The sequence below is a fragment of the Lentzea flava genome, from assembly GCF_014648475.1.
GTDB classification, from domain to species: Bacteria; Actinomycetota; Actinomycetes; order Mycobacteriales; family Pseudonocardiaceae; genus Lentzea; species Lentzea flava.
In genome coordinates this window covers 767,449-789,015 of sequence record NZ_BMRE01000001.1, presented here as the reverse complement: position 1 = coordinate 789,015, position 21,567 = coordinate 767,449, and the positions used below count along the sequence as shown (strand labels likewise).

The following is a 21,567-nucleotide window of genomic DNA, read 5'->3' as shown; positions in this document are numbered from 1 at the left end:
CGGTTTGGCGCTATGGTGTAGGAGTTCCAGGCAAGTCGACTCACCGAGAACATGTTTCGGGAGGGATGCGTGGACGTCACCGCTGACGTGGTCGTCATCGGCTTTGGTGCGGCCGGCGCGTGCGCCGCCCTCGAAGCCGCGGCGGCCGGTGCGTCCGTGGTGGTGCTCGACCGGTTCGCCGGCGGTGGTGCCACCGCGTTGTCCGGCGGCGTCGTCTACGCGGGTGGTGGGACGCGGCAGCAGGTCGAGGCCGGGGTCACCGACACGCCCGAGGCGATGTTCTCGTATCTCAAGCACGAGGTCCGGGACGCGGTGTCCGAGGCGACGCTCCGGAGGTTCTGCGAGGACAGCGCCAAGATGCTGGCCTGGCTGGAAGACCAGGGCGTGCCGTTCGGCGCGAGCGTGTGCCCGTTCAAGACGTCGTATCCGACGGACGACTACTACCTCTACCAGTCCGGCAGTGAAGACGCCTGGCCCGACCCGGCCCCACGCGGTCATCGGACCAAGGCGAAAGGCACTTCGGGCAAGGTTTTCTTCGCCCGGCTGGCCGAGGCGACCCGGCGGGCGGGCGCGCGGATCATGCCGCAGACCCGTGCCGAAGAGCTGATCACCACCGACGGCCGGGTGACGGGCGTGCGCTGCCGGACGCTGACCGGTGTGCCGCAATCCCTGCATCGCCTGTTGTCGAAAGCAGGCGCCAAGCCGTGGATCTACTACCCGCCTGCCGGTAGAAGGCTGTTCGCGCTGGCCGGGTGGCTGGAACGCCGGTTCGGCCGGTCGATCACGGTGACCGCGCGGCGGGGAGTCGTCATCTCGGCGGGCGGGTTCATCGCGGACCGGGAGAGCGTGCGGCGGCTCGGCCCGGTGTACCGGGGTGGCCTCGCGCTCGGCACGCCCGGCGATGACGGCACCGGTATCCGCCTCGGTGTCGCCGCTGGTGGGACGACCGCGCGGATGGACAGGATCTCGGTGTGGCGGTTCATCACGCCGCCCAGTGCGCTGCAGCGTGGTGTGCTCGTCGACTCCGCCGGCCGGAGCTTCGGTGATCCGACGAGATACGGCGCGGCGATCGGCAGCGAGATCGTTCGGCGCGATGGCAAGGCGTGGCTGCTGATCGACGACGACATCCTGCGCGTCGCGCGGGCCCAGGTGAAGACGCAGACGGCGCCGTTCCAGCGCTGGCAGGTCCGCTACTTCCTGAAACGCGGCCTGGTCACGGCGCCGACCATCGAGGACGTGGCGGCGAAGGCGGGTATCGGCGTGCCCGAACCGTTCGGGACACCGCCGTACTCGTTGATCAACGTGTCGATCAGGGCCGGGTTCGGTTACCCGTGCCCGATGCTCACGCTCGGCGGGCTCGTCGTGGACGAGGAAACCGGGCAGGTGCAGGGAGTTCCCGGCCTGTACGCGGCGGGCCGGTCGGCGGTCGGGGTGTGCTCGGAGTCCTACGTCAGCGGGCTCGCGCTCGCCGACTGCGTCTTCTCGGGCCGCCGCGCAGGGCAACACGTCGCCGCCAGATCAAGAGATGCAGGGGAGGCCACGTGCTGACGATCCAGAAGAGAGAAGCGGCCGCCGAGCTGCTGCGTGTGGCCGAACGCGACCGCGTGCCGATCAAACCGCTGGTCGAGCTGTTTCCCGAGATCGACGTGGTCGACGCCTACGAGATCCAGCTGCTCAACGTCCGGCACCGCAACCGCGACGTGATCGGGCACAAGGTCGGCCTGTCGTCGCTGGCGATGCAGCAGATGATGGGCGTCGACGAACCCGACTACGGCCACCTGCTCGACGACATGCAGCTGACCGGGACCGCGGACGCCTCGGCGTACCTGTACCCGCGGGTCGAGGTGGAGATCGCGTTCCTGCTGAGCGCCGACCTGCCGGGGGAGGGCTGCACGGTCGAGGACGTGCTGGCCGCCACGGAGTTCGTCGCGCCCGCCATCGAGCTGATCGACAGCCGGATCATCGACTGGAAGATCGGTCTGCAGGACACCATCGCGGACAACGCCTCGTCGGCGGGCTTCGTGCTGGGCTCCGAGCGCGTGCGACCGTCCGAACTGGACATCGGCGCCGTCGAGGCGACGTTGCGCCGCAACGGTGAGGTCGTCGCGGAAGGCCGGGGCGACGCGGTGCTGGGCGATCCGGCGATCGCGGTGGCGTGGCTCGCGCAGAAGGTCGCCTCGTTCGGTGTCCGGTTGCTGGCCGGTGACATCGTGCTCCCCGGTTCGTGCACGCGGGCGATCGACGCGCGGCCGGGTGACGAGTTCCACGCCGAGTTCGCCGGACTCGGCTCCGCAGACCTGAAATTCGATTGAGGTGGTTGGGTGAAGGCGGCCATCGTCGGGTCCGGCAACATCGGCACCGACCTGCTCTACAAGCTCCTGCGCTCGCCGGTGCTCCAGCCGCGCTGGATGGTGGGCATCGACCCGGCCAGCGAGGGGCTCAGGCGCGCGGCGTCGCTTGGCCTGGAGGTGTCGGTCGACGGCGCGGAGTGGTTGCTGCGTCAGGACGAGCTGCCGGACATCGTGTTCGAGGCGACGTCCGCGGCGGTGCACCGGGCCAACGCGCCGCGCTACGCGGAGGCGGGCATCCGGGCGATCGACCTGACACCGGCCGCGGTCGGGCCGTACGTGGTGCCGCCGGTGAACCTCGGTGAGCACCAGGACGCGCCCAACATCAACCTGATCACGTGCGGTGGCCAGGCCACGATTCCCATGGTCCACGCGGTGTCCCGCGTTGTCCCCGTGTCGTACGCGGAGATCGTCGCCAGCGTGGCTTCGGTGTCCGCGGGGCCGGGAACGCGCGCGAACATCGACGAGTTCACCCGCACGACGAGCAAGGGCATCGAGGCGATCGGCGGGGCCCAGCGCGGCAAGGCGATCATCGTGCTGAACCCGGCGGACCCGCCGATGATCATGCGCGACACGATCTTCTGCGCGATTCCCGAGGACGCCGACCCGGACCCGATCACGGACTCGATCGCCAGGATGGAGTCCGACATCCGTTCGTACGTCCCGGGTTTCCGGTTGCTGAGCGAGCCGCAGTTCGACGCCGGCCGGGTGTCGATCTTCGTGGAGATCGAGGGCGCGGGCGACTTCCTGCCTCCCTACGCCGGGAACCTCGACATCATGACGGCCGCCGCGACGAAGGTGGGGGAGGAGATCGCCCGTGCACCAAAAGAATCCAACACTGCGGTTGACCGACACGTCACTGCGTGACGGCTCGCATCACAAGCGGCACCAGTTCACGGTCGAGGACGTCCGGTCGATCGTGGCGGCGCTCGACGACGCAGGGGTGCCCGTCATCGAGGTGACGCACGGCGACGGGCTCGGCGGGTCGTCGTTCAACTACGGCTTCAGCCTCACGCCCGAACAAGAGCTGATCAAGGTTGCGGCCGAGACGGCGCAGCAGGCCAGGATCGCGGTGCTGATGCTGCCCGGTGTCGGGGTGAAGGACGACATCCTGATCTCGCAGGACAACGGGGCGTCGATCGTCCGGATCGCCACGCACTGCACCGAAGCCGACGTCTCGGTGCAGCACTTCCAGCTGGCTCGCGAGCGCGGGCTGGAGACCGTCGGGTTCCTGATGATGGCCCACTCGCAGCCGCCGGAGGCGTTGGCCCGTCAGGCGCGGATCATGGCGGATGCCGGGTGTCAGTGCGTCTACGTGGTCGACTCTGCCGGAGCCCTGGTGCTGGAACAGGTTTCCGACCGGGTGTCCGCGCTGGTGGCCGAGCTCGGCGACGACGCCCAGGTCGGGTTCCACGGGCACGAGAACCTCGGGCTGAGCGTGGCGAACTCGGTCGCGGCGGCACGGGCCGGGGCGAAGCAGATCGACGGCAGCGTGCGCGGATTCGGGGCGGGCGCGGGAAACACGCCGCTGGAAGCGTTCGTCGGCGTGTGCGACAAGCTCGGGTTCGAAACCGGCGTCGACTTCTTCAAGATCGTGGACGCGGCCGAGGACGTCGTGCGGCCCGTCATGCCCGAGGAGTGCCTGCTCGACCGGATGGCGCTGATGATGGGGTACGCGGGCGTCTACTCCAGCTTCCTCAAACACGCGTACACGCAGGCGCAACGCTACGGCGTGTCCGGCGCGCAGATCCTCGTCCGCGCGGGCGAACGCAAGCTCGTTGGTGGCCAAGAGGATCAGCTGATCGACATCGCACTGGAGCTGAGCAGGGAGAAAGTCCGATGAGCGAGGAAATCCTCGGCAAGGTGCGGGAGCTGCTGCCCAGCCTGCGGGAACGCGCGGCGGAGGCGGAGGAGCTGCGCAAGGTGCCGCCGGAGTCGGTGAAGGCGTTGCAGGAGGCCGGGTTCTTCCGGATGCTGCAGCCCACGCGGTACGGCGGCTTCGAGTCGCACCCGCTCGACTTCTACACGGCGGTGAAGCTGATCGGCAGCGCATGCGGGTCGACGGGCTGGGTCGCGTCCGTGCTGGGCGTGCACCCGTGGCACGTCGGGCTGTTCGACGTGCGGGCGCAGGACGAGGTGTTCGGCGAGGACCAGGACACGCGGATCTCCTCCTCGTACGCGCCGACGGGCCGCGCGACACCGGTCGAGGGCGGGTTCCGGTTCAGCGGCAAGTGGAGCTTCTCGTCCGGCTGCGACCACGCCACGTGGGTGCTGCTCGGCGGCCTGGTGATGAACGACGAGGGCAAACCCGTCGACTTCCGCACGTTCCTGCTGCCGATCGCCGACTACACGATCAACGACGTCTGGGACACCGTCGGGCTGCGCGGCACCGGCAGCAACGACATCGTGGTGTCCGACGTGTTCGTGCCGGAGCACCGGACGCTGAGCATGATGCACACCGCGCGGTGCATCTGTCCCGGCCAGGACGTCAACCCCGGGCCGTTGTTCCGCATGCCGTACGGGACGATCCACCCGTACGCGATCACCGCGCCGATGATCGGCATGGCGTACGGCGCGTACGAGGTGCACGTCAACGCCACCCGCGAACGCGTCCGTGCCGCCTACCTCGGCGAGAAGTCCGTCGAGGACCCGTTCGCCCAGGTGCGGATCGCCCAGGCGTCCAACGACATCGACACCGCGTGGTGGCAGCTCGAGAAGGACATCAACGACGAGTGGGAACACGCCGTCGCCGGCACGAAGATCCCGATCGAGCTGCGGCTGCGGGCGCGCAGGGATCAGGTCCTGGGCAGCGCGAGGGCGATCTCCGCGATCGACCGGCTCTTCGAGAGCGCGGGCGGCAAGGCGATCAACAGCGGCCTGCCGCTGCCCCGGTTCTGGCGCGACGCGCACGCCGCACGGGTGCACGCGGCCAACGACCCGGAGCGCGTGCTCGTCATGTACGGCAAGGGCGAGCTCGGCATCCAGGTCCGCGACGGGCTGTTCTGAGGGGGCGTTGATGAACGTGCGGCTGCACTACCACGAGGCGGGCACCGACCACACCGAGACGCTGGTCCTGCTGCACGGCGGCGGGCCGGGCGCGTCGGCGATGAGCAACTTCGGCCGCAACATCCCGGTGTTCGCGAAGTCGTTCCGCGTGCTGGCGGTGGACCTGCCGGGCTACGGCCAGTCAGACAAGCCCGCCGAGCACGACCAGTACTTCACCTTCGCGGCACGGGCGCTCAAGGACCTGCTCGACTCACTCGGCGTCGAGCGGGCGCACATCCTGGGCAACTCGCTCGGCGGCGGCACCGCCGTCCGGTTCGCGCTGGACCACGGAAAACGGGCCGGGCGCTTGGTGCTGATGGGGCCGGGTGGGCTGTCGCTGAACGTCTTCTCGCCGGACCCGACGGAGGGCGTGCGCAAGCTCAGCGCGTTCGCCAAGGACCCGACGCGGGAACGGATCGAGGAGTTCCTGCGGATCATGGTCTTCGACCAGTCGCTGGTCACCGACGAGCTGATCGACGAACGGTTCGAGGCGGCACGACAGCCCGAGTCGTTGCGCGCCATGGCGGCGCTCGGCAAGTCGTTCGCCGGGCCGGACTTCGAGCAGGGGATGCTCTGGCGTGAGGCCTACAAGCTGCGTCAGCGGGTGCTGCTGGTGTGGGGCCGCGAAGACCGGGTGAATCCGCTCGACGGAGCGTTGCTCGCGCTGAAGCTGATCCCGCGGGCGCAGCTGCACGTGTTCGGCGGCTGCGGGCACTGGGCGCAGCTCGAGAAGTTCGACGAGTTCAACCGGCTGGCTGTCGACTTCCTGACGGAGGCGTGATGGGTATCCGTTCCCTGGGGTATCTCCGGATCGAGGCCACGGACATGGACCGGTGGCGCGAGTTCGGGCTGAAGGTGCTCGGCATGGTCGAGGGCAAGGGCTCGACCCCTGGCGCGTTGTACCTGCGGATGGACGACTTCCCCGCGCGGCTGGTGATCGTGCCGGGAGAATCTGATCGTCTGCAGGCTTCTGGCTGGGAGGTCGCGACCGAGGCCGAGCTGGACGAGGTGGCCAAGCGGCTGGCGTCCGCCGGTGTCGCGGTCGTCGAGGGCACAGCCGAGGACCTGGCCGAACGGCGGGTCAACGGGCTGATCCGCTTCGACGACCCGTCCGGCAACACCCTGGAGGTCTTCCACGGTGCGGCGCTGGAGCACCGGCGGGTGGTGTCGCCGTACGGGCACCGGTTCGTGACCGAGGAGCAGGGCCTCGGGCACGTGGTGCTGTCCACTTCGGACGACGAGGCCGCGTTGCACTTCTACCGGGACGTGCTGGGCTTCCGGCTGCGCGACTCGATGCGGCTGCCTCCGCAGTTCGTCGGCCGTCCCGCCGACGGGCCGCCGGCGTGGCTGCGGTTCTTCGGCTGCAACCCGCGCCACCACAGCCTCGCGTTCCTGCCGATGCCGACGCCCAGCGGGATCGTGCACCTGATGGTCGAGGTCGAGAACACCGACGACGTCGGCCTGACCCTGGACCGGGCGATGCGGCGCAAGGTGCCGATGTCGGCGACGCTGGGCAGGCACGTCAACGACCTGATGCTGTCGTTCTACATGAAGACGCCCGGCGGGTTCGACGTCGAGTTCGGCTGCGAGGGACGGCAGGTGTCCGATGAGGACTGGATCGCACGCGAGAGCACGGCGGTGAGCCTGTGGGGACACGACTTCAGCGTGGGCTACCAGAAGTAGCCCGCTATCGTTCGGTTCTCGGTCACTTCTGCACGGGCGTGACCGTGGTGACCGGCATGTCCACGGACGGCCCGGTCGGGTTCGCCTGCCAGGCGTTCGCGGCGCTCTCGCTCGACCCGCCGCTCGTGCTGTTCTGTCCACAACGGACATCGCGCAGCTGGTCGGCGATGGCCTCGTCGGGCGCGTTCTGCGTGAACGTCCTTGCGGAGGACCAGCGGGAGATCTCGACGGTGTTCGGCAAGGCCGGGGCGGACAAGTTCGCGGGCGTGACCTGGACGCCGTCGGCCACCGGTGCCCCGGTGCTCGACGGCGTCCTCACGTGGGTCGACTGCCAGGTGGCGGCGGTGCACGACGCCGGTGACCACCACATGGTCGTCGGCTCGGTCGTGGAGCTCGGGCCGGTGCGCGACGCCCAGCCGTTGCTCTTCTACCGCGGCCGCTACGCCGTGCACGCCGAACTGGACCCGCGCGGCTGGTCCGGCGAGGTGCTCGACAACCTGATGACCTGGCAACGCCAATCAGAGTGGAGCTAGTGCCCTGACCTCCCACGACGCGGTGGGGAAGCGGACTTCTCCGTCGCTCACGAACGGGTCGAACGCGCGCAGGACCGTGTTGAGGACCTCGTCGCGCTCGTGTTCACCCATGGTCTGGAGCGCCCGGCCGACCGGGCCGAGCATCGTCAGGTACTTCGGCAGCGCGTCCTCGGGCATGGCGCAGTCCAGATCGACCTTCCGCAGGTCGATCCCGGTCCAGCCGCTGTCGTCGAGCACTGTCCGCACCCGGCCGGGATCCGCGAGCGAGTGTGGTCCCGGCCCGTCGGGGTCGAACGTCGGCAGGTCGGGAATCAGCGTCTCGACGGCACGTTCCGCGGTCGTCATGAACGGGTTCTCGCCCTTGCCGCGCCACACGAGCAGCCGCATCTCACCACCGGGTCGCGCGGCGGTCCTGAGGTTGCGGAAGGCCGCCACCGGATCGTCGAAGAACATGACCCCGAACCGCGAGACGATCAGGTCGAACTCCGGCTCGAACGGGTGCACCTGCGCGTCCGCCTGGAAGAACCGCACGTTCGCGGTCTCCTCCGCCACCGCGATCTGCGGCCCGGAGATGTCGACGCCGACGCACGGCACGTCACCGAGCGCCGCGCCGATCGCCCTGATCACGCCTCCGGTGCCGCAGCCGACGTCGAGCACGCCACTGCGCGGGCGTTCTTTCGCCGCCGCGACGAGCAGGTCCTCGTACGGCTGGAGAACCACGTCGACCATGTCGCGCGCCGCGGCCCAGCCGTGCCCGCCGGGGCCGTTCCACAGTGCCGCCTGTTCGCTGTTGACCTCAGGTGTCATGCTCCTACCGTCCTACTTCAAGTCGGCTTGAGGTCAAGTCTGATGGGTGAACTCGGTATCGGCGAGGTGGTCCGGCGGTCCGGCGTGCCCGCCTCGACCCTGCGCTACTACGAGGAGCGCGGCCTGATCGGCTCGGTCGGGCGGCGTGGCCTCACGCGGGTGTTCGACCAGGGCGTTTTCCAGCGGCTGGCGCTGATCTCGGTCGGTCGCGCCGCGGGCTTCACCCTTGACGAGATCGCGCGGATGTTCGCGCCGGACGGCCGCCCGCAGCTCGACCGCGCGTTGCTCACGAGCAAGACGGACGAGCTGGATGCGACCATCCGGCGACTGACCGTGATGCGGGACGGGCTGCGACACGCCGCCGCGTGCCCGGCGCCGACCCACCTGGAGTGCCCGAAGTTCCGCCGCCTGCTGGAGCGTCTTACGAGCTAGACGCTCCAGATCTGCCGTGCCGAGGCCAAGGCGGCGGTCTGGTACGGCGGCAGCTGCCTGCCCTCGACGACGACCTCGAGCGGCCACTTCTCCCGCAGCGCCACCCACAACCTCGCGGAGAGTCCGGCGAAGGCGCCGAGCACGTTCGCGGTTTCGGAGGTCTCCAGCACGTACACCCACTTCGCACCGTCGGGTGCGCCGTCGAGCGGCTCCCGCCAGGCCCGGTGCAGCCGGCGGCCCCCGTGCCGCGCGGCGTCGGCGGCCAGCACGGCGTCCGCTCTGCTCGGGGCCGGCGCACCAGCGGGACCGTCGGCGCTGAAGCGGTACGGCACCGGCGGCACCTCGTCGATGACCGGTACCGGATCATCCGATGTGGACCGGAGGAGGTCGTGCTCCTCCCTGGTCAGCCCGATGTTCTCGTGCTGCGAGGTGAGCAGCAGCGTCGCCTCGGCCAGCCCGGGTTCGCCACCGAAGTAGTCCTCGCGCACCGAGCGCAGGATGTCGTCCTCCAACCGGCCCGCGAGCCGCGCGCACAGGTCCGTGATCGCGGCGTAGGTCTGCGCATCCATGGAACCATGATCACGCACGAACCAACTTCGCGAGCCGGTCGAGGTGATCCGCCGGACTGCCGAACAGCTGCGCGCTACCGTGCGCCCGCTTGAAGTACAGGTGGGCGTCGTGCTCCCAGGTGATCGCGATGCCGCCGTGCAGCTGGATCATCTCGGCCGCGACCTTGCAGAACGCCTCGGAGCAGTACACCTTCGCGACCGCCGCGGACACCTCGTCCGTTGCCGCCAGCGCGGCCGATTGAGCCGTCTCCACCAGCACATGGAGGTCGGCCATGCGGTGCTTCAACGCCTGGAACGAGCCAATGGGCCTGCCGAACTGAACCCGCGTCTTGGTGTATTCGACCGTGAGTTCCAGCGCTCTTGCGGCCGCACCGACCTGTTCCGCGGCCAGTGCCGCCAGGGCGATGTCGCGGACGCCGGACGACCAGGGACCCAGGCGGGTGCCGGAGGCACCGGACAGCTGGATCGTGGCCAGGCGCCTGGTCTGGTCCATCGTGGGCGTGTGCTCGCGGGTCACGTCGTCATCGACCTCGAACAGCGAGACACCGTCGGACACGAGCAGGATCTCGGCGAGATCGCCGTACAGCACGTGCCGGGCGGTGCCGTCGAGGGACTCGCTCGCGGCCGCTGCGGTGGTGATCTCGGGGTGGTCCAGAACCGGGGTCGCCGTGACCTCGGCGGTGTCCCACGGCCAGACGAGCGCGGCAACGGCCCCGTTGGCGATTCGCGGCAAGAGTCGTGTGCAGGCTTCTTCGTTGCCAGAGGCCAGAAGCGCCTGCGCGGCGATGGCGGACGAGAGCAGCGGCGACGGTGTGAGTGTCCGGCCGAGTTCTTCCAAAGCCAGCGCCGTCTCCGCGATTCCGGCACCGGATCCGCCGTACCGCTCGGGGATCGGCAGCACACCGATGTCGCACAGCCTAGCCCACAGGTCCTCGTCGTAGCCGTCCGGTGTCTCGATCGCGGCCCGCACGTCGGAGTGCTTGCCGAGCAGGCTGCGGACGGCGTCGCGCAGGGCGAGCTGTTCCGGTGTCACAACGCCTCCAGCACGCGCGCTCGGTGCATCGACGGGCTGCCCCACGCGGTGCGCAGGGCTCGGGTCTGCAGGAGGAACCGGCCGAGCTCGTGCTCGGCGGTGTAGCCGATCGCGCCGTGCACCTGCAGGGCGGTCCTCGCGGCGTTCCACGCGGCGTCAGAGGCGGCGACCTTGGCGGCGGAGACGTCGCGGGTCGTCATCGTGACGGCGGCGCCGAACACCAGAGGTCTGGCCAGTTCCAGGCCGATCAGCACGTTGGCGAGGTGGTGTTTGACGGCCTGGAAGGAGCCGATCGGCCTGCCGAACTGGGTGCGCGTCAGGGTGTGGGCGGTGGTCATCTCCAGCATCGCGCGGCCGAGACCCAGGAGCTGGGCCGAGCAGGTGAGGACGCCGAGGTCGAAGGCGCGGGCGGCGGGCACACCGGTGGCGATGACCGGGCCGGGGATCAGTTCGACGAGGCGGCGCTCGGGGTCCACTGAGGACAGCTCGGCGGTGGCAACGGCTTCGCGAAGGGTGTCGCCCTCGACGAGGAAGTAGCGGTCGGCCTCGACGGCGTGCGGAACGTGAGGAGGAAAGGCAACCGAACCAGGACCGGCGCCGAGCATCGGCAGCACGGCGAGCGACTCGATCAGCGGGCCCGGCACCGCGTGATGGCCCAGCTCCTCGAACACCACCACCAGGTCGGCCGGATCCGTCACCTCGCCGACGCCGAGCTCGCCCAGCTCCCGTTTCCCCGCAGCCAGGAAGTCGTGCAACACCCCGGCGAAGTCCGCCTGCTCGGGCGACAGCGTCAGCATCATCGCGGCAACCCCAGAATCCGCTCGGCGATCACGTTGCGCTGGATCTCGTTGGTGCCGGCATAGATCGGCCCGGCCAGCGAGAACAGCCACCCGTCCCGCCAGCCGGGCGCGACCTCCCCGAGCAGGTCGAGAGCCGTCTCGTGCAACGCCAGGTCCAGCTCGGACCAGAACACCTTCGTCACGCTCGCCGCCGGCCCCGCTGGAGGGTTGGCGAGCGATCCGAAGGTGTGGAGCCGATACGCCTGCGCACCGATCCACGCGTCCACGACCCGATCACGCAACGCCGGGTCGGGGTTCTTGCGGTACAGCTCCACCAGCCGTCCGGCGGCCGCGACAAACCGGCCGGGACTGCGCAGCGACAGCCCGCGTTCGTTCCCGGCGGTGCTCATCGCCACGCGCCAGCCGTCGCCAACGGCACCGATCACGTCACGGTCCGGCACGAACACGTCGTCCAGGAAGATCTCGGCGAAGCCGGGTTCACCGTCGAGCTGGTTGATCGGCCGCACGGTCACCCCGTCGGCGCGCAGGTCGAACATCAGGTACGTCAGGCCGCGGTGACGCCCTTCCGCCGACGTCCGGAACAACCCGAACGCCCGGTCCGCGAACGCCGCCCGCGAGCTCCACGTCTTCTGGCCGCGCAACAACCAGCCGCCCTCGCACCGGACCGCCGTGCTGCGCAACGACGCCAGGTCGGATCCGGCCTCGGGCTCCGACCAGGCCTGCGCCCACACCTCGTCACCCCCCGCCATCGGCGGCAGGATCCGCGCACGCTGCTCGTCCGTGCCGTGCGCGAACAAGGTCGGTGCCAGCAGGAAGATGCCGTTCTGCGAGACCCGGCCGGGTGCGCCCGACGCGTGGTACTCCTCCTCGAAGATCAGCCATTGCAGCAGCGAAGCATTCCGGCCGCCGAACGCCTCCGGCCACGAGACCACCGACAGCCGCTCCGAGGCGAGCAGCCGTTCCCACGAGCGGTGCTCCTCGAAACCCGCGGCGGTGTCCATCGAGGACAGTGGACGAACGTGCCCGGCCAGCCACGAGCGCACCTCGGCCTGGAACTCCAGCGTCGCGGCGTCCAAGTCGAGATCCATCAGCTGGAGGCCTTCTTCATCGAACGGGCGTCCATGCCCGCCAGCGCGTCGGGGCTCACCTCGGCGTTGTGGGCGTGCGCGAAGTGGTGCAACCCGAACACCGAGTCCATCCCGGCCCGCATGCCCATGAGGTCCTCTGACTGGTTGACCGCCTTCTTGGCCAGCGCGAGCCCGAACTGCGGCATCGCCGAGATCCGCGAAGCCAGCTCGAAAACGGACGACTCCAACGAGGAGCGCGGAACGACGCGCGACACCATGCCCCACTCGTAGGCGCGCTGAGCCGAGAAGCGGTCGCCGGTGAACAGCACCTCTTTCGCGGCACGCGGACCGAGCACCCACGGGTGGGCGAAGTACTCGACGCCCGGAATCCCCATGCGCACCACGGGATCGGCGAAGAACGCGTCCTCGGCGGCCACGATCAGGTCGCACACCCAGGCGAGCATCAGCCCGCCCGCCACGCACGCGCCCTGCACCATCGCGATCATCGGCTTGGGGATCTCGCGCCACCGCCGGCACATGCCGAGGTAGACCTCCATCTCGCGGGCGAACCGGAGATCACCACCTGACCGGCCCACGTGGTCCCACCACATGACGGCCTTGCGCTCGTACGACACGTCGACGTCCCGGCCGGGCGAGCCGATGTCGTGGCCCGCGGAGAAGTGGTCGCCGGCACCGGCCAGGACGATCACCTTGACCTCGTCGTCGTTCACCGCGCGCGTGAAGGCCTCGTCCAACGCGTAGGTCATCGCCGAGTTCTGCGCGTTGCGGTACTCCGGGCGGTTCATGGTCACGACGGCGACCGCGTCCCGCCGCTCATACTCCACTGTCACGCGTTCTCCTTGCGCAGTAGGTGTTTGAGGACCTTGCCACCGGCGTTGCGGGGGAGCGCGGGGTGGAACTCGACGGCCCGCGGCACCTTGTAGTTGGCCAGCCGGCCGCGGCAGAACTCGATCACCTGGGCCTCCGTCAGCTCGAATCCGGGCGACGTCACGACGTGCGCGACACCGACCTCGCCCAGCCGCTCGTCGAACACGCCGACCACGGCCGACTCGGCGACTCCCGGCAGCCGGGCCAGCGCCTGCTCGATCTCCGCGGGGTAGACGTTGAACCCGCCGCAGATGTACATGTCCTTCAGCCGGTCGGTGATCGAGAGGTAACCGCGCTCGTCGATTCGCCCGACATCACCCGTGTGCAGCCACCCGTCGGGGTCGATCGCGGCGGCGGTCGCCTCCGGGTCGTCGAGGTAGCCGAGCATCACGTTCGGGCCGCGCAGCAGCACCTCGTCCTTCTCGCCCAGCTTGAGCTCGAAGTCCGCCAACGGCCGCCCGCACGTGTGCGCGACGGTCTCGGGCGAGTCGTCGGGACGGCACATCGTGGCCACCACGGCCTCGGTGAGCCCGTACGCCGTGAGCACCGTCGAGAACGAGAGCTCAGACTGCATCCGCTCGACCAGCGTCACGGGCACCACCGCGGCCCCTGTCACCGCGAGCCGCAGGCTGGACAGGTCGTACGACTTCCGGTCCGGGTGATCGAGCAACGACTGGTAGATCGTCGGCGGGCCGGGGAGCACGGTGATGCGCTCCTGTTCGATCAGCCGCATCGTCTCGGTGACGTCGAACACCTGCTGCGGCACGATCGTCGCGCCCCGCAGCAGGCTGGCGAGGATCCCCGCCTTGTAGCCGAAGGTGTGGAAGAACGGGTTGACGATCAGGTACCGGTCGCTCGACGACAGCTCGCCGCACGAGGCCCACGCCTCCGCGACGCCGAGCGACTGCCGGTGCGCGCTCATCGCGCCCTTGCTGCGCCCGGTCGTCCCCGACGTGAACATGACGTCGCAGAGCTGGTCCGGATCGAGCGACGGCAGGTTCGTCGCCCAGTCGACCCAGTCGGCGGGTAATCGCACGATGATCTCGGGCAGGTCCTCGCCGCGCAGCTCCGCGAGCCGGTCGCGGCCGAGGAACTCGCTCTCGACGAGGAAAGCCCGCGCCTTGCTGCGCCGCAGCACGTCGAGCGTCTCGGCAGCGGTGAACCGGGTGTTGATCGGCACCAGTGCGGCACCCGCGTGCACCGCGCCGAGCGCCGCGACCACCCAGTGCCGCGAGTTCGGTGCGCACAGAGCGACCCGGTCGCCCGGCTGCACGCCCATCCCGATGAGTGCGCGCGCCGTGGTGTGCACCTGCGCCCGCAGCGCGGTGTAGGTGAGGCGGACGTCCCCGTCCACCAACGCTTCCGCGTCGCCGAAGAGCGAGGCAGCGCGGTCGAGCACCGCTGAAACCGTTTGCCTGCTTGGATCGCCGCCCATCACGTCCTCCAAAGCAAGTGCTTGGTAGGTTAGAGTATGGCCCATGGAGTCCTTCCGGCGCGAGGTGCGGGAATGGTTGTCCGCCAACCTCGTCGGTGAGTTCGCGGAGCTGCGCGGCCTGGGCGGGCCGGGTCGCGAGCACGAGGCGTTCGAGGGACGGCTGCGGTGGCACCGGCACCTGGCGGCACACGGGTGGACGTGCCTCGGCTGGCCCGGCGGGCGCAGCGTGGAGGAGCAGGTCGTCTTCCACGAGGAGTACGCGGAGGCAGACGCACCCGCGAAGGTCGACATCGTGGGCGAGGGGCTGCTCGGCCCGACGCTCATCGCGTTCGGCACGGAAGAGCAGAAGGAACGGTTCCTGCCCAAGATCCGCAGCCTCGACGAGCTGTGGTGCCAGGGTTACTCCGAGCCGGGTGCGGGCTCCGACCTCGCGTCTGTCCAGACGAAGGCCACCCTCGAAGGCGACCGGTGGGTGATCGACGGCCAGAAGATCTGGACGTCGAACGCGCACTACTCCGACTGGATTTTTGTTCTGTGCCGCACGGAACCGGGATCGCAACGCCACCATGGCCTGTCGTACCTGCTCGTGCCGATGCACCAGCCGGGCATCGAGGTGCGGCCGATCCGTCAGCTGACCGGCACGTCCGAGTTCAACGAGGTCTTCTTCGACGGCGCGGTCACCGCCCGCGAGAACGTCGTCGGGCAGCCGGGCGAGGGCTGGAAGATCGCCATGGCCACGCTCGGCTTCGAACGCGGCACCGCGATGCTCGGCCACCAGGTCGGCTTCCGCAGGGAGCTCGACGCGATCATGGCCGGCGCCCCGGACCACCTGCGGGAGAAGCTCACCAGGGCGTGGCTCGAACTCCACGTCATGCGTTCACACACGTTGCGCACCCTCAACGACGAACCAGGCCCGGAGGCGTCCGTGCTGAAGCTGTTCTGGGGCGGTTGGCACCGCAGGCTCGGTGAGCTCGCGATGGAGTCGCTCGGCCCCGAATCGATGCTCGACGGCACGCAGTGGCAGCGGATGTTCCTGTTCAGCCGCGCGGAGACGATCTACGGCGGCTCGGACGAGATCCAGCGGGAGATCATCGCCCACCGCGTCCTGGGGCTGCCGCGATGACCGGCCACGACCTGCTGAAGGGCAAAGTCGTCGTCGTGACCGCGGCGGCGGGCACGGGCATCGGCTCGGCGACGGCGAAACGCTGTCTCGAAGAGGGCGCCACGGTGGTGATCAGCGACTGGCACGAGCGCCGGCTGAAGGAGACGCACGAGGCGCTCGGCGCGGATCACGCGATCCCGTGCGACGTCACGAACGAACAGCAGGTGCAGACGCTCGTTGACGAAACAGTTGCGCGGTACGGCCGCATCGACGTGATGGTCAACAACGCGGGCCTCGGCGGAGAGAAGTCCGTGCTCGACATGAGCGACGACGAGTGGTCGCGCGTGCTGGACGTGACGTTGAACGGCACGTTCCGCTGCACGAGGGCCGTGTTGCGCCAGATGGTCGCCCAACGAAGCGGTGTTGTCGTCAACAACTCGAGCGTCGTCGGCTGGCGCGCTCAGCGCGGCCAGGCCCACTACGCGGCGGCGAAGGCGGGAGTCATGGCGCTCACCCGCTGCGCCGCGATGGACGTGGCCGAGCACGGCATCCGGGTGAACGCGGTGGCTCCGAGCTTGGCTGCGCACCCGTTCCTCGCCAAGGTCACCAGTGAGGAGTTGCTGACCGAACTGGCGTCCCGCGAGGCTTTCGGGCGCGCCGCCGAGCCGTGGGAGGTCGCGAATGTGATCGTGTTCCTCGCCAGCGACTACTCGTCCTACCTGACGGGCGAGGTCGTCTCGGTGAGCAGTCAGCACCCGTGAGGAAGGAACGACCGATGAGCAACCGCAGGGCAGAGCTGCTGGAGCTCGCCGCACGGATGTTCGCCGAACGTGGGTACGGACAGACCACGGTCAGGGACATCGCGGACGCGGCGGGCATCCTGTCCGGCAGCCTGTATCACCACTTCGACTCGAAGGAGTCGATGGTGGACGAGATCCTGCGCACCTTCCTCGACGAGCTGTTCACGCGGTACCGGGAGATCGTCGACGCGGGCCTCGGCCCCAAGCAGACGCTGAAGGCGCTGGTCGTGGCGTCGTTCGAGGCGATCGACACCCGGCACGCCGAGGTCGCGATCTACCAGAACGAGTCCAAGCACCTCATGCCGCTGGAGCGGTTCTCGTACCTGGACGACCGCAACGTCGAGTTCCGCAAGCTCTGGACGGTGCTGCTGGAGGACGGAATCGGCGCGGGAGTGTTCCGCGCCGATCTCGACGTGGACCTGGCCTACCGGTTCATCCGCGACACGGTGTGGGTGGCCGTGCGCTGGTACCGGCCGGGCGGCGGGCTGTCCGCGGACGCGGTCGCCGACCAGTACCTAGCGATCCTGCTCGACGGCATCGCCACGGGACGCCGGAAGAACTCGAAGACCTAGAAGGAGGGCCCTCGTGGCCGAGGCGTACATCATCGAGGCTGTGCGGACTCCGGCGGGCAGGCGTGGCGGCGTGCTGAGCCACGTGCATCCCGCCGATCTCGGTGCGCACGTGATCACGGCGCTGCTCAACCGCGTCGACGTCGACCCGACGGACGTGGACGACGTGATCTTCGGCTGCGTGGACACGGTCGGGCCGCAGGCGGGTGACATCGCGCGGACGTCCTGGCTGGCGGCGGGTTTCCCGGAGCAGGTGCCGGGCGTGACGGTCGACCGGCAGTGCGGGTCGAGCCAGCAGGCGCTGCACTTCGCGGCGCAGGCGGTGATGAGCGGCACCGCCGACGTGATCGTCGCCGGTGGCGTGCAGAACATGTCGCAGGTGCCGATCGGGTCGGCCATGACGGCCAACTCACCAGCGGGGAGCCCGTTCGAGGGCTGCGAGGGCTGGCAGCACCGGTACGGCGACGAGGAGGTCAACCAGTTCCGCGCCGCCGACCTGATCGCCGTGCGGTGGGACCTCTCGCGGCGTGAGATGGAGGAGTACGCGCTGCAGAGCCATCTGCGGGCGATCACCGCGATCAAGGAGGGCCGGTTCGACCGGGAGATCGCGCCGGTCGACGGCGTCGTGCACGACGAGTGCCCGCGCCCGGACACCAGCGCCGAGAAGATGGCTGCGCTGCAACCGTTGCGGCCGGGCGGGCGGACGACGGCGGCGTTGTCCTCGCAGATCTCCGACGGTGCCTCGGCGGTGCTCGTCGTGTCGGAACGGGCCGTGCGCGAGCGGAAGCTGACGCCGCGGGCTCGGGTGCACCACCTCTCCGCTCGCGGGTCCGACCCGATCTACATGCTGACCGCGCCGATCCGCGCCACCCGGTTCGCGCTGGAACGGGCCGGGATGTCCATTTCGGACATCGACCTGTTCGAGATCAACGAGGCGTTCGCGTCCGTTCCGCTGGCGTCGGCCAAGGAGTTGCGCGTCGACCTGGCGAAGGTCAACGTCAACGGGGGAGCGCTCGCTCTCGGTCATCCCATCGGAGCGACCGGCACCAAGCTGTTCACGACGTTGCTGCACGAGCTGGAGCGGTCCGGCGGTCGTTACGGCCTGCAGACCATGTGCGAGGGTGGCGGTCAGGCGAACGTGACGATCATCGAACGTCTCTGAGCTGATCGATGATCTTCTCGGCGTCGGTGACGATGCCGGTGATCAGCTCCTCGCAGGTCGGCAGGTCGCTGAGGAGGCCGGCGACCTGACCGGACGCGAGCACGCCCGCGTCGGTCCTGCCCTCGACCAGGCCGGCGCGCAGCAGCATCGGCGTGTTCGCGGCCATGATCACCTGGGCCCAGGTGAGGTCCTTGCCGTGCCGCAGGGCGAGGCCTTCGCGGATCATCGCGCGCCAGGTCAGCCCGGTGTGCCGGCGGAACCTGGCCGCGTTGGCGAGCGCGCGGACCAGGCTGCTGACCTTCCCCGACCGCTCCAGGTGGTTCACGAGGTCGGTGCGCAGCACTCGGTGCGGCAGACCGTCGACGCGGGTGGTCACGACCGTGCCGTTCAGGTCTCGTTGCAGGTAGGCCTGTTTGACCGCGTCGGGGACCGTGCTCTCCTGGGTGAGCAGGAACCTCGTGCCCATCGCGATTCCGGCCGCGCCGTACGCGAGCGCCGCCGCGAGCCCCCTGCCGTCGAAGAAGCCGCCCGCGGCGACCACCGGGATGTCGACCGCGTCCAGCACGCTCGGCAGCAGCAGGGTCGTCGCCACGCCGCCGGTGTGGCCGCCGCCCTCGCCGCCCTGGACGATCACCGCGTGGGCACCCCACTCCGCAACCTTCTCCGCATGCCTGGCCGCACCGACCGACGGGATCACGACGACGCCGGCGTCGTTCAGCTTCGCGATCATGTCCGGTTTCGGGGCCAGTGCGAAGGAAGCGACCTTGACCTGTTCGCGGATCAGCAGGTCGACCCGTTCGGCCGCGTCCTGGGCGTCGGCTCGCAGGTTCACGCCGAACGGTTGTGACGTGCGAGAACGGGTTTCCTTGATGGCCGCTTCGAGTTCGGCGTAGGTCATCGTGGCCGAGGCGAGGATCCCGAGCCCGCCCGCTACGGCGGTCGCGGAGACGAGGCGCGGTCCCGCGACCCAGCCCATCCCGGTCTGCACCACGGGATGGCGGACACCGACCAGCTCGGTCAGCGCGGTCCTCATGCCGGGACTTCCCGGTCGCGCCGGCTGTCCGGATCGAGCACGGTGCGGAGCAGCTCGAGCTCCTCGTCGGTGGGCAGCCGGGTCTCGCTCACCTCGTCCGCCACCAGCGGGAACGACGTCTGCTTCTGGACTTCGTCGACCGACACGCCGGGGTGGGTGGAGACCAGCCGCATCGAGTGGTCGGGGGTGTCGAAGTCGAGCACCGCCAGGTTCGTGACGACGCGATGGACGTCGTGGAACGGGCCCACGGCGTGGTCGTAGCCGACGCCGGAGACGACGTCAACGGCCTCGACCAGCACGCGCGGGCTGTGCCGCGGCACCCAGTAGCTGGTGCGGTGGTTGATCGTGTTGCCCGGCGCGCCGCGGAAGCCGAGCAGCTGCCGGGTGGGCCGCGCGTGGTCGCCGATCGCGGAGATGTTCTGGTTGCCGAACCTGTCGACCTGGTTCGCGCCCATCACGACGTGCCGGCGGCCGTGCGCGACGACGTCGAACACCTTCCGGTACGGCAGCCAGCCCTCCACAGTGGACTCCGGCGTGAGGAGGTAGGCCTCGCCGTCGCTCAGCAGCAGGTCGGGTTCGGTGGTGAGGCGGGCGAGCTTCGCGCCGAGGGACGGGATGAGCCCCATCGGGCTGGCGAGCGTCTCACCGGCGCCCAGGAACAGGTCGGCGCAGGCCGTGACGCAGATTTCGGCCCTGGTGATGTCGCTCATCCCAGCACCCTCTCGTAGAAGTCCGGCCATTTCTCCAGGTCGGCTGCTGCTTCGGCGTACTCGCGCTGGAGCTTCTCGTCGCGCGGGTAGTCGGGGACGCAGCTCGTGAACCCCGCCCCACCCGGTGCTTCCACGACTCCGTCGACCATCATCCGGTTGAGCAGCAACGTCTGCGGTGGTCCGTCGAACGTCTCCACGATCCGCTCGCAGGAGACGTAACGCCGGTCCGCGGCCAGGCAGAACAGGTCGTCGAAGTACGGGTCGGGGCCGAGGTACTGGGCGTTGCCGTGCCGGTCCGCGCGGTTGAGGTGCACCAGCGCGACGTCGAGCTTCAGCGCGGGCATCGCGACCAGCTCTTCACCGTCGTCATAAGGCGAACGGATGGTTTTGATCTCGGGCGCGTACTTGAGCACGTCCGAACCGAGGCCCGCCCTGATCGGCAGGAACGGCAACCGGTGCGCGGCGGCCCTGAGCCCCGTCTGGAACATGCCCTCGTCCAGCTCCAGCACCTCGATCCCACCGGCCTCGCGGACCCGTTTGAACCACGGGTCGTACGGGATGGAGTCGAGCGAGACGAACCCGTAGACCAGCTTGCGGACCTTGCCCGCCGCGCACAGCAGCCCGACGTCCGGGCCGCCGTAGGTGACCACGACGAGGTCCTTGACGTCGGTCCGGAGAAGCGCCTTCACCAGGGCCATCGGTTTGCGCCGCGAGCCCCAGCCGCCGATGCCGACGGTCATGCCGTCCTTGATCCCCGAGACTGCCTCGTCAGCTGTCATTCGCTTGTCGCGCATGGTTTCCGTCCAGGAAGGCCTGCCGGGCGTGATCCGACACGCCGGTGAGGTTCAGCTCGAAGGTGAAGCCCTGCTCGAAGCGGTAGCTGGTGTGCACGCGCTGCGGGTCGATGCCGTTGATCGCTTCCTTGGCCGCGCGGATCACCGTCGGGTCCTTCTTGGCGATCTCCTTGGCGATCTCGCGGGCCGCGTCGTCGAGCTGCTCGCGCGGCACGACCTCGAAGACGCTGCCGTGGTGGTGCAGCGTCTGCGCGCTGACGGTCCTGGCCGTGTAGTACAGCGTCCGCATCAGGTGTTGCGGCACGAGCCTGGCCAGGTGGGTTGCCGCGCCGAGCGCGCCCCGGTCGACCTCGGGGAGGCCGAACGTGGCGTCGTCGGACGCGACGACGACGTCCGCGTTGCCGACCAGCCCGATGCCGCCGCCGAGGCAGAACCCGTTGACCGCGGCGATGACCGGCACCTCGCAGTCGTAGACGGCGGCGAAAGCCTTGGCGCAACCCCTGTTCGCGGCGATCAGGGCGTCGTAGCCGGGCGTGCGCTGCATCTCCTTGATGTCGACGCCCGCGCAGAACCCCCTGCCCTCGGCCCTGAGGATCACGACCCGTGCCTGGGGATCCCTGCCCGCGTACGTGATCGTCTCGGCCAGCTCGAACCAGCCGCGCGCGGGGATCGCGTTGACAGGAGGGATGTCGACCGTCACCTCGATGATGCCGTTTTCGGTGTGGCTGCTGGAGATTCCCATCGCGCCGCCTTCCGA

Annotated in this window: 24 protein-coding genes; 13 read left to right on the top strand and 11 right to left on the bottom strand. The window is 69.5% G+C overall.

Annotated features, from left to right (window positions below):
* Positions 1–69 precede the first annotated feature (69 nt).
* From IEZ09_RS03845 to hsaB, 8 genes are read left to right on the top strand one after another with little or no spacing between them, the layout of a single operon-like run.
* Positions 70–1,548 (top strand): FAD-binding protein, encoded by a 1,479-nt coding sequence (locus tag IEZ09_RS03845; protein ID WP_229812214.1) that lies wholly within the window; start codon positions 70–72, stop codon positions 1,546–1,548.
* On the top strand, positions 1,542–2,312 hold the full coding sequence (locus IEZ09_RS03840; RefSeq protein WP_189252086.1) for a 2-keto-4-pentenoate hydratase: 771 nt from the start codon (positions 1,542–1,544) through the stop codon (positions 2,310–2,312). Before IEZ09_RS03845 ends, IEZ09_RS03840 begins: the two co-directional genes overlap by 7 nt.
* A gap of 9 nt (positions 2,313–2,321) precedes the next feature.
* Positions 2,322–3,215: an acetaldehyde dehydrogenase (acetylating) gene (locus IEZ09_RS03835; RefSeq protein ID WP_189252085.1), complete on the top strand. Its 894-nt coding sequence runs from the start codon at positions 2,322–2,324 to the stop codon at positions 3,213–3,215.
* Entirely contained in the window at positions 3,187–4,191 is a 1,005-nt protein-coding gene (gene dmpG / locus IEZ09_RS03830) for a 4-hydroxy-2-oxovalerate aldolase (protein ID WP_301324610.1), read from the top strand. The genes IEZ09_RS03835 and dmpG overlap by 29 nt, the downstream gene beginning before the upstream one ends.
* Complete coding sequence (gene hsaA, locus IEZ09_RS03825; RefSeq protein WP_189252083.1) at positions 4,188–5,354, top strand: 3-hydroxy-9,10-secoandrosta-1,3,5(10)-triene-9,17-dione monooxygenase oxygenase subunit; 1,167 nt, start codon at positions 4,188–4,190, stop codon at positions 5,352–5,354. Before dmpG ends, hsaA begins: the two co-directional genes overlap by 4 nt.
* 10 nt (positions 5,355–5,364) lie before the next feature.
* Positions 5,365–6,174, top strand: a complete 810-nt coding sequence (gene hsaD / locus IEZ09_RS03820; protein WP_189252082.1) for a 4,5:9,10-diseco-3-hydroxy-5,9,17-trioxoandrosta-1(10),2-diene-4-oate hydrolase — start codon at positions 5,365–5,367, stop codon at positions 6,172–6,174.
* Positions 6,174–7,076 (top strand): iron-dependent extradiol dioxygenase HsaC, encoded by a 903-nt coding sequence (hsaC, locus tag IEZ09_RS03815; RefSeq protein ID WP_189252081.1) that lies wholly within the window; start codon positions 6,174–6,176, stop codon positions 7,074–7,076. Before hsaD ends, hsaC begins: the two co-directional genes overlap by 1 nt.
* Positions 7,040–7,609 carry a 3-hydroxy-9,10-secoandrosta-1,3,5(10)-triene-9,17-dione monooxygenase reductase subunit gene (gene hsaB, locus IEZ09_RS03810; RefSeq protein ID WP_268247595.1) on the top strand — a complete coding sequence of 190 codons (570 nt, stop codon included), beginning with the start codon at positions 7,040–7,042 and terminating at the stop codon, positions 7,607–7,609. The genes hsaC and hsaB overlap by 37 nt, the downstream gene beginning before the upstream one ends.
* On the opposite strand, the gene IEZ09_RS03805 is transcribed toward hsaB, so the two are convergent.
* Positions 7,595–8,416 carry a class I SAM-dependent methyltransferase gene (locus tag IEZ09_RS03805; RefSeq protein WP_189252079.1) on the bottom strand — a complete coding sequence of 274 codons (822 nt, stop codon included), beginning with the start codon at positions 8,414–8,416 and terminating at the stop codon, positions 7,595–7,597. The genes hsaB and IEZ09_RS03805 overlap by 15 nt on opposite strands.
* A 42-nt stretch (positions 8,417–8,458) precedes the next feature.
* Here IEZ09_RS03805 and IEZ09_RS03800 point away from each other — a divergent pair, with 42 nt between their 5' ends.
* Positions 8,459–8,848, top strand: coding sequence for a helix-turn-helix domain-containing protein (locus IEZ09_RS03800; protein WP_189252078.1), 390 nt, complete (start codon positions 8,459–8,461; stop codon positions 8,846–8,848).
* Here IEZ09_RS03800 and IEZ09_RS03795 read toward each other — a convergent pair.
* The 6 genes from IEZ09_RS03795 to IEZ09_RS03770 are packed head-to-tail and all read right to left on the bottom strand — an operon-like array spanning position 8,845 to position 14,640.
* Positions 8,845–9,417, bottom strand: a complete 573-nt coding sequence (locus tag IEZ09_RS03795; RefSeq protein ID WP_189252077.1) for a hypothetical protein — start codon at positions 9,415–9,417, stop codon at positions 8,845–8,847. The two genes, IEZ09_RS03800 and IEZ09_RS03795, sit on opposite strands and share 4 nt — an antisense overlap.
* A gap of 10 nt (positions 9,418–9,427) precedes the next feature.
* Positions 9,428–10,450, bottom strand: a complete 1,023-nt coding sequence (locus tag IEZ09_RS03790) for an acyl-CoA dehydrogenase family protein (protein WP_189252076.1) — start codon at positions 10,448–10,450, stop codon at positions 9,428–9,430.
* The gene (locus IEZ09_RS03785; RefSeq protein WP_189252075.1) at positions 10,447–11,250 is read right to left on the bottom strand and encodes an acyl-CoA dehydrogenase family protein; all 804 of its coding nucleotides are present in this window, start codon (positions 11,248–11,250) and stop codon (positions 10,447–10,449) included. Before IEZ09_RS03785 ends, IEZ09_RS03790 begins: the two co-directional genes overlap by 4 nt.
* Positions 11,247–12,338 carry an acyl-CoA dehydrogenase family protein gene (locus tag IEZ09_RS03780; protein WP_189252074.1) on the bottom strand — a complete coding sequence of 364 codons (1,092 nt, stop codon included), beginning with the start codon at positions 12,336–12,338 and terminating at the stop codon, positions 11,247–11,249. Before IEZ09_RS03780 ends, IEZ09_RS03785 begins: the two co-directional genes overlap by 4 nt.
* Positions 12,338–13,168, bottom strand: coding sequence for an enoyl-CoA hydratase (locus tag IEZ09_RS03775; protein ID WP_189252073.1), 831 nt, complete (start codon positions 13,166–13,168; stop codon positions 12,338–12,340). The genes IEZ09_RS03780 and IEZ09_RS03775 overlap by 1 nt, the downstream gene beginning before the upstream one ends.
* The gene (locus tag IEZ09_RS03770) at positions 13,165–14,640 is read right to left on the bottom strand and encodes a FadD3 family acyl-CoA ligase (RefSeq protein WP_189252072.1); all 1,476 of its coding nucleotides are present in this window, start codon (positions 14,638–14,640) and stop codon (positions 13,165–13,167) included. Before IEZ09_RS03770 ends, IEZ09_RS03775 begins: the two co-directional genes overlap by 4 nt.
* 43 nt (positions 14,641–14,683) lie before the next feature.
* Between IEZ09_RS03770 and IEZ09_RS03765 the strand changes: the two genes are divergently transcribed.
* From IEZ09_RS03765 to IEZ09_RS03750, 4 genes are read left to right on the top strand one after another with little or no spacing between them, the layout of a single operon-like run.
* Positions 14,684–15,763, top strand: coding sequence for an acyl-CoA dehydrogenase family protein (locus tag IEZ09_RS03765; RefSeq protein WP_189252071.1), 1,080 nt, complete (start codon positions 14,684–14,686; stop codon positions 15,761–15,763).
* The gene (locus IEZ09_RS03760) at positions 15,760–16,503 is read left to right on the top strand and encodes an SDR family oxidoreductase (RefSeq protein ID WP_189252070.1); all 744 of its coding nucleotides are present in this window, start codon (positions 15,760–15,762) and stop codon (positions 16,501–16,503) included. The genes IEZ09_RS03765 and IEZ09_RS03760 overlap by 4 nt, the downstream gene beginning before the upstream one ends.
* A 14-nt stretch (positions 16,504–16,517) precedes the next feature.
* A complete protein-coding gene (locus IEZ09_RS03755; protein ID WP_189252069.1) occupies positions 16,518–17,114 on the top strand; it encodes a TetR/AcrR family transcriptional regulator in 597 nt (198 codons plus the stop codon).
* Between the two features lie 13 nt (positions 17,115–17,127).
* Positions 17,128–18,273: an acetyl-CoA C-acetyltransferase gene (locus IEZ09_RS03750; RefSeq protein WP_189252068.1), complete on the top strand. Its 1,146-nt coding sequence runs from the start codon at positions 17,128–17,130 to the stop codon at positions 18,271–18,273.
* Here the strand turns inward: IEZ09_RS03750 and IEZ09_RS03745 are convergent.
* Genes IEZ09_RS03745 through IEZ09_RS03730 form a run of 4 tightly spaced genes read right to left on the bottom strand, consistent with a single transcriptional unit; the run spans position 18,257 to position 21,552 of the window.
* Positions 18,257–19,306, bottom strand: a complete 1,050-nt coding sequence (locus IEZ09_RS03745; RefSeq protein WP_189252067.1) for an NAD(P)H-dependent flavin oxidoreductase — start codon at positions 19,304–19,306, stop codon at positions 18,257–18,259. The two genes, IEZ09_RS03750 and IEZ09_RS03745, sit on opposite strands and share 17 nt — an antisense overlap.
* The gene (locus IEZ09_RS03740) at positions 19,303–20,016 is read right to left on the bottom strand and encodes a CoA-transferase subunit beta (protein ID WP_189252066.1); all 714 of its coding nucleotides are present in this window, start codon (positions 20,014–20,016) and stop codon (positions 19,303–19,305) included. The genes IEZ09_RS03745 and IEZ09_RS03740 overlap by 4 nt, the downstream gene beginning before the upstream one ends.
* On the bottom strand, positions 20,013–20,810 hold the full coding sequence (locus IEZ09_RS03735) for a CoA transferase subunit A (protein WP_189252065.1): 798 nt from the start codon (positions 20,808–20,810) through the stop codon (positions 20,013–20,015). Before IEZ09_RS03735 ends, IEZ09_RS03740 begins: the two co-directional genes overlap by 4 nt.
* Entirely contained in the window at positions 20,785–21,552 is a 768-nt protein-coding gene (locus IEZ09_RS03730; RefSeq protein ID WP_189252064.1) for an enoyl-CoA hydratase family protein, read from the bottom strand. The genes IEZ09_RS03735 and IEZ09_RS03730 overlap by 26 nt, the downstream gene beginning before the upstream one ends.
* Positions 21,553–21,567: the final 15 nt, after the last annotated feature.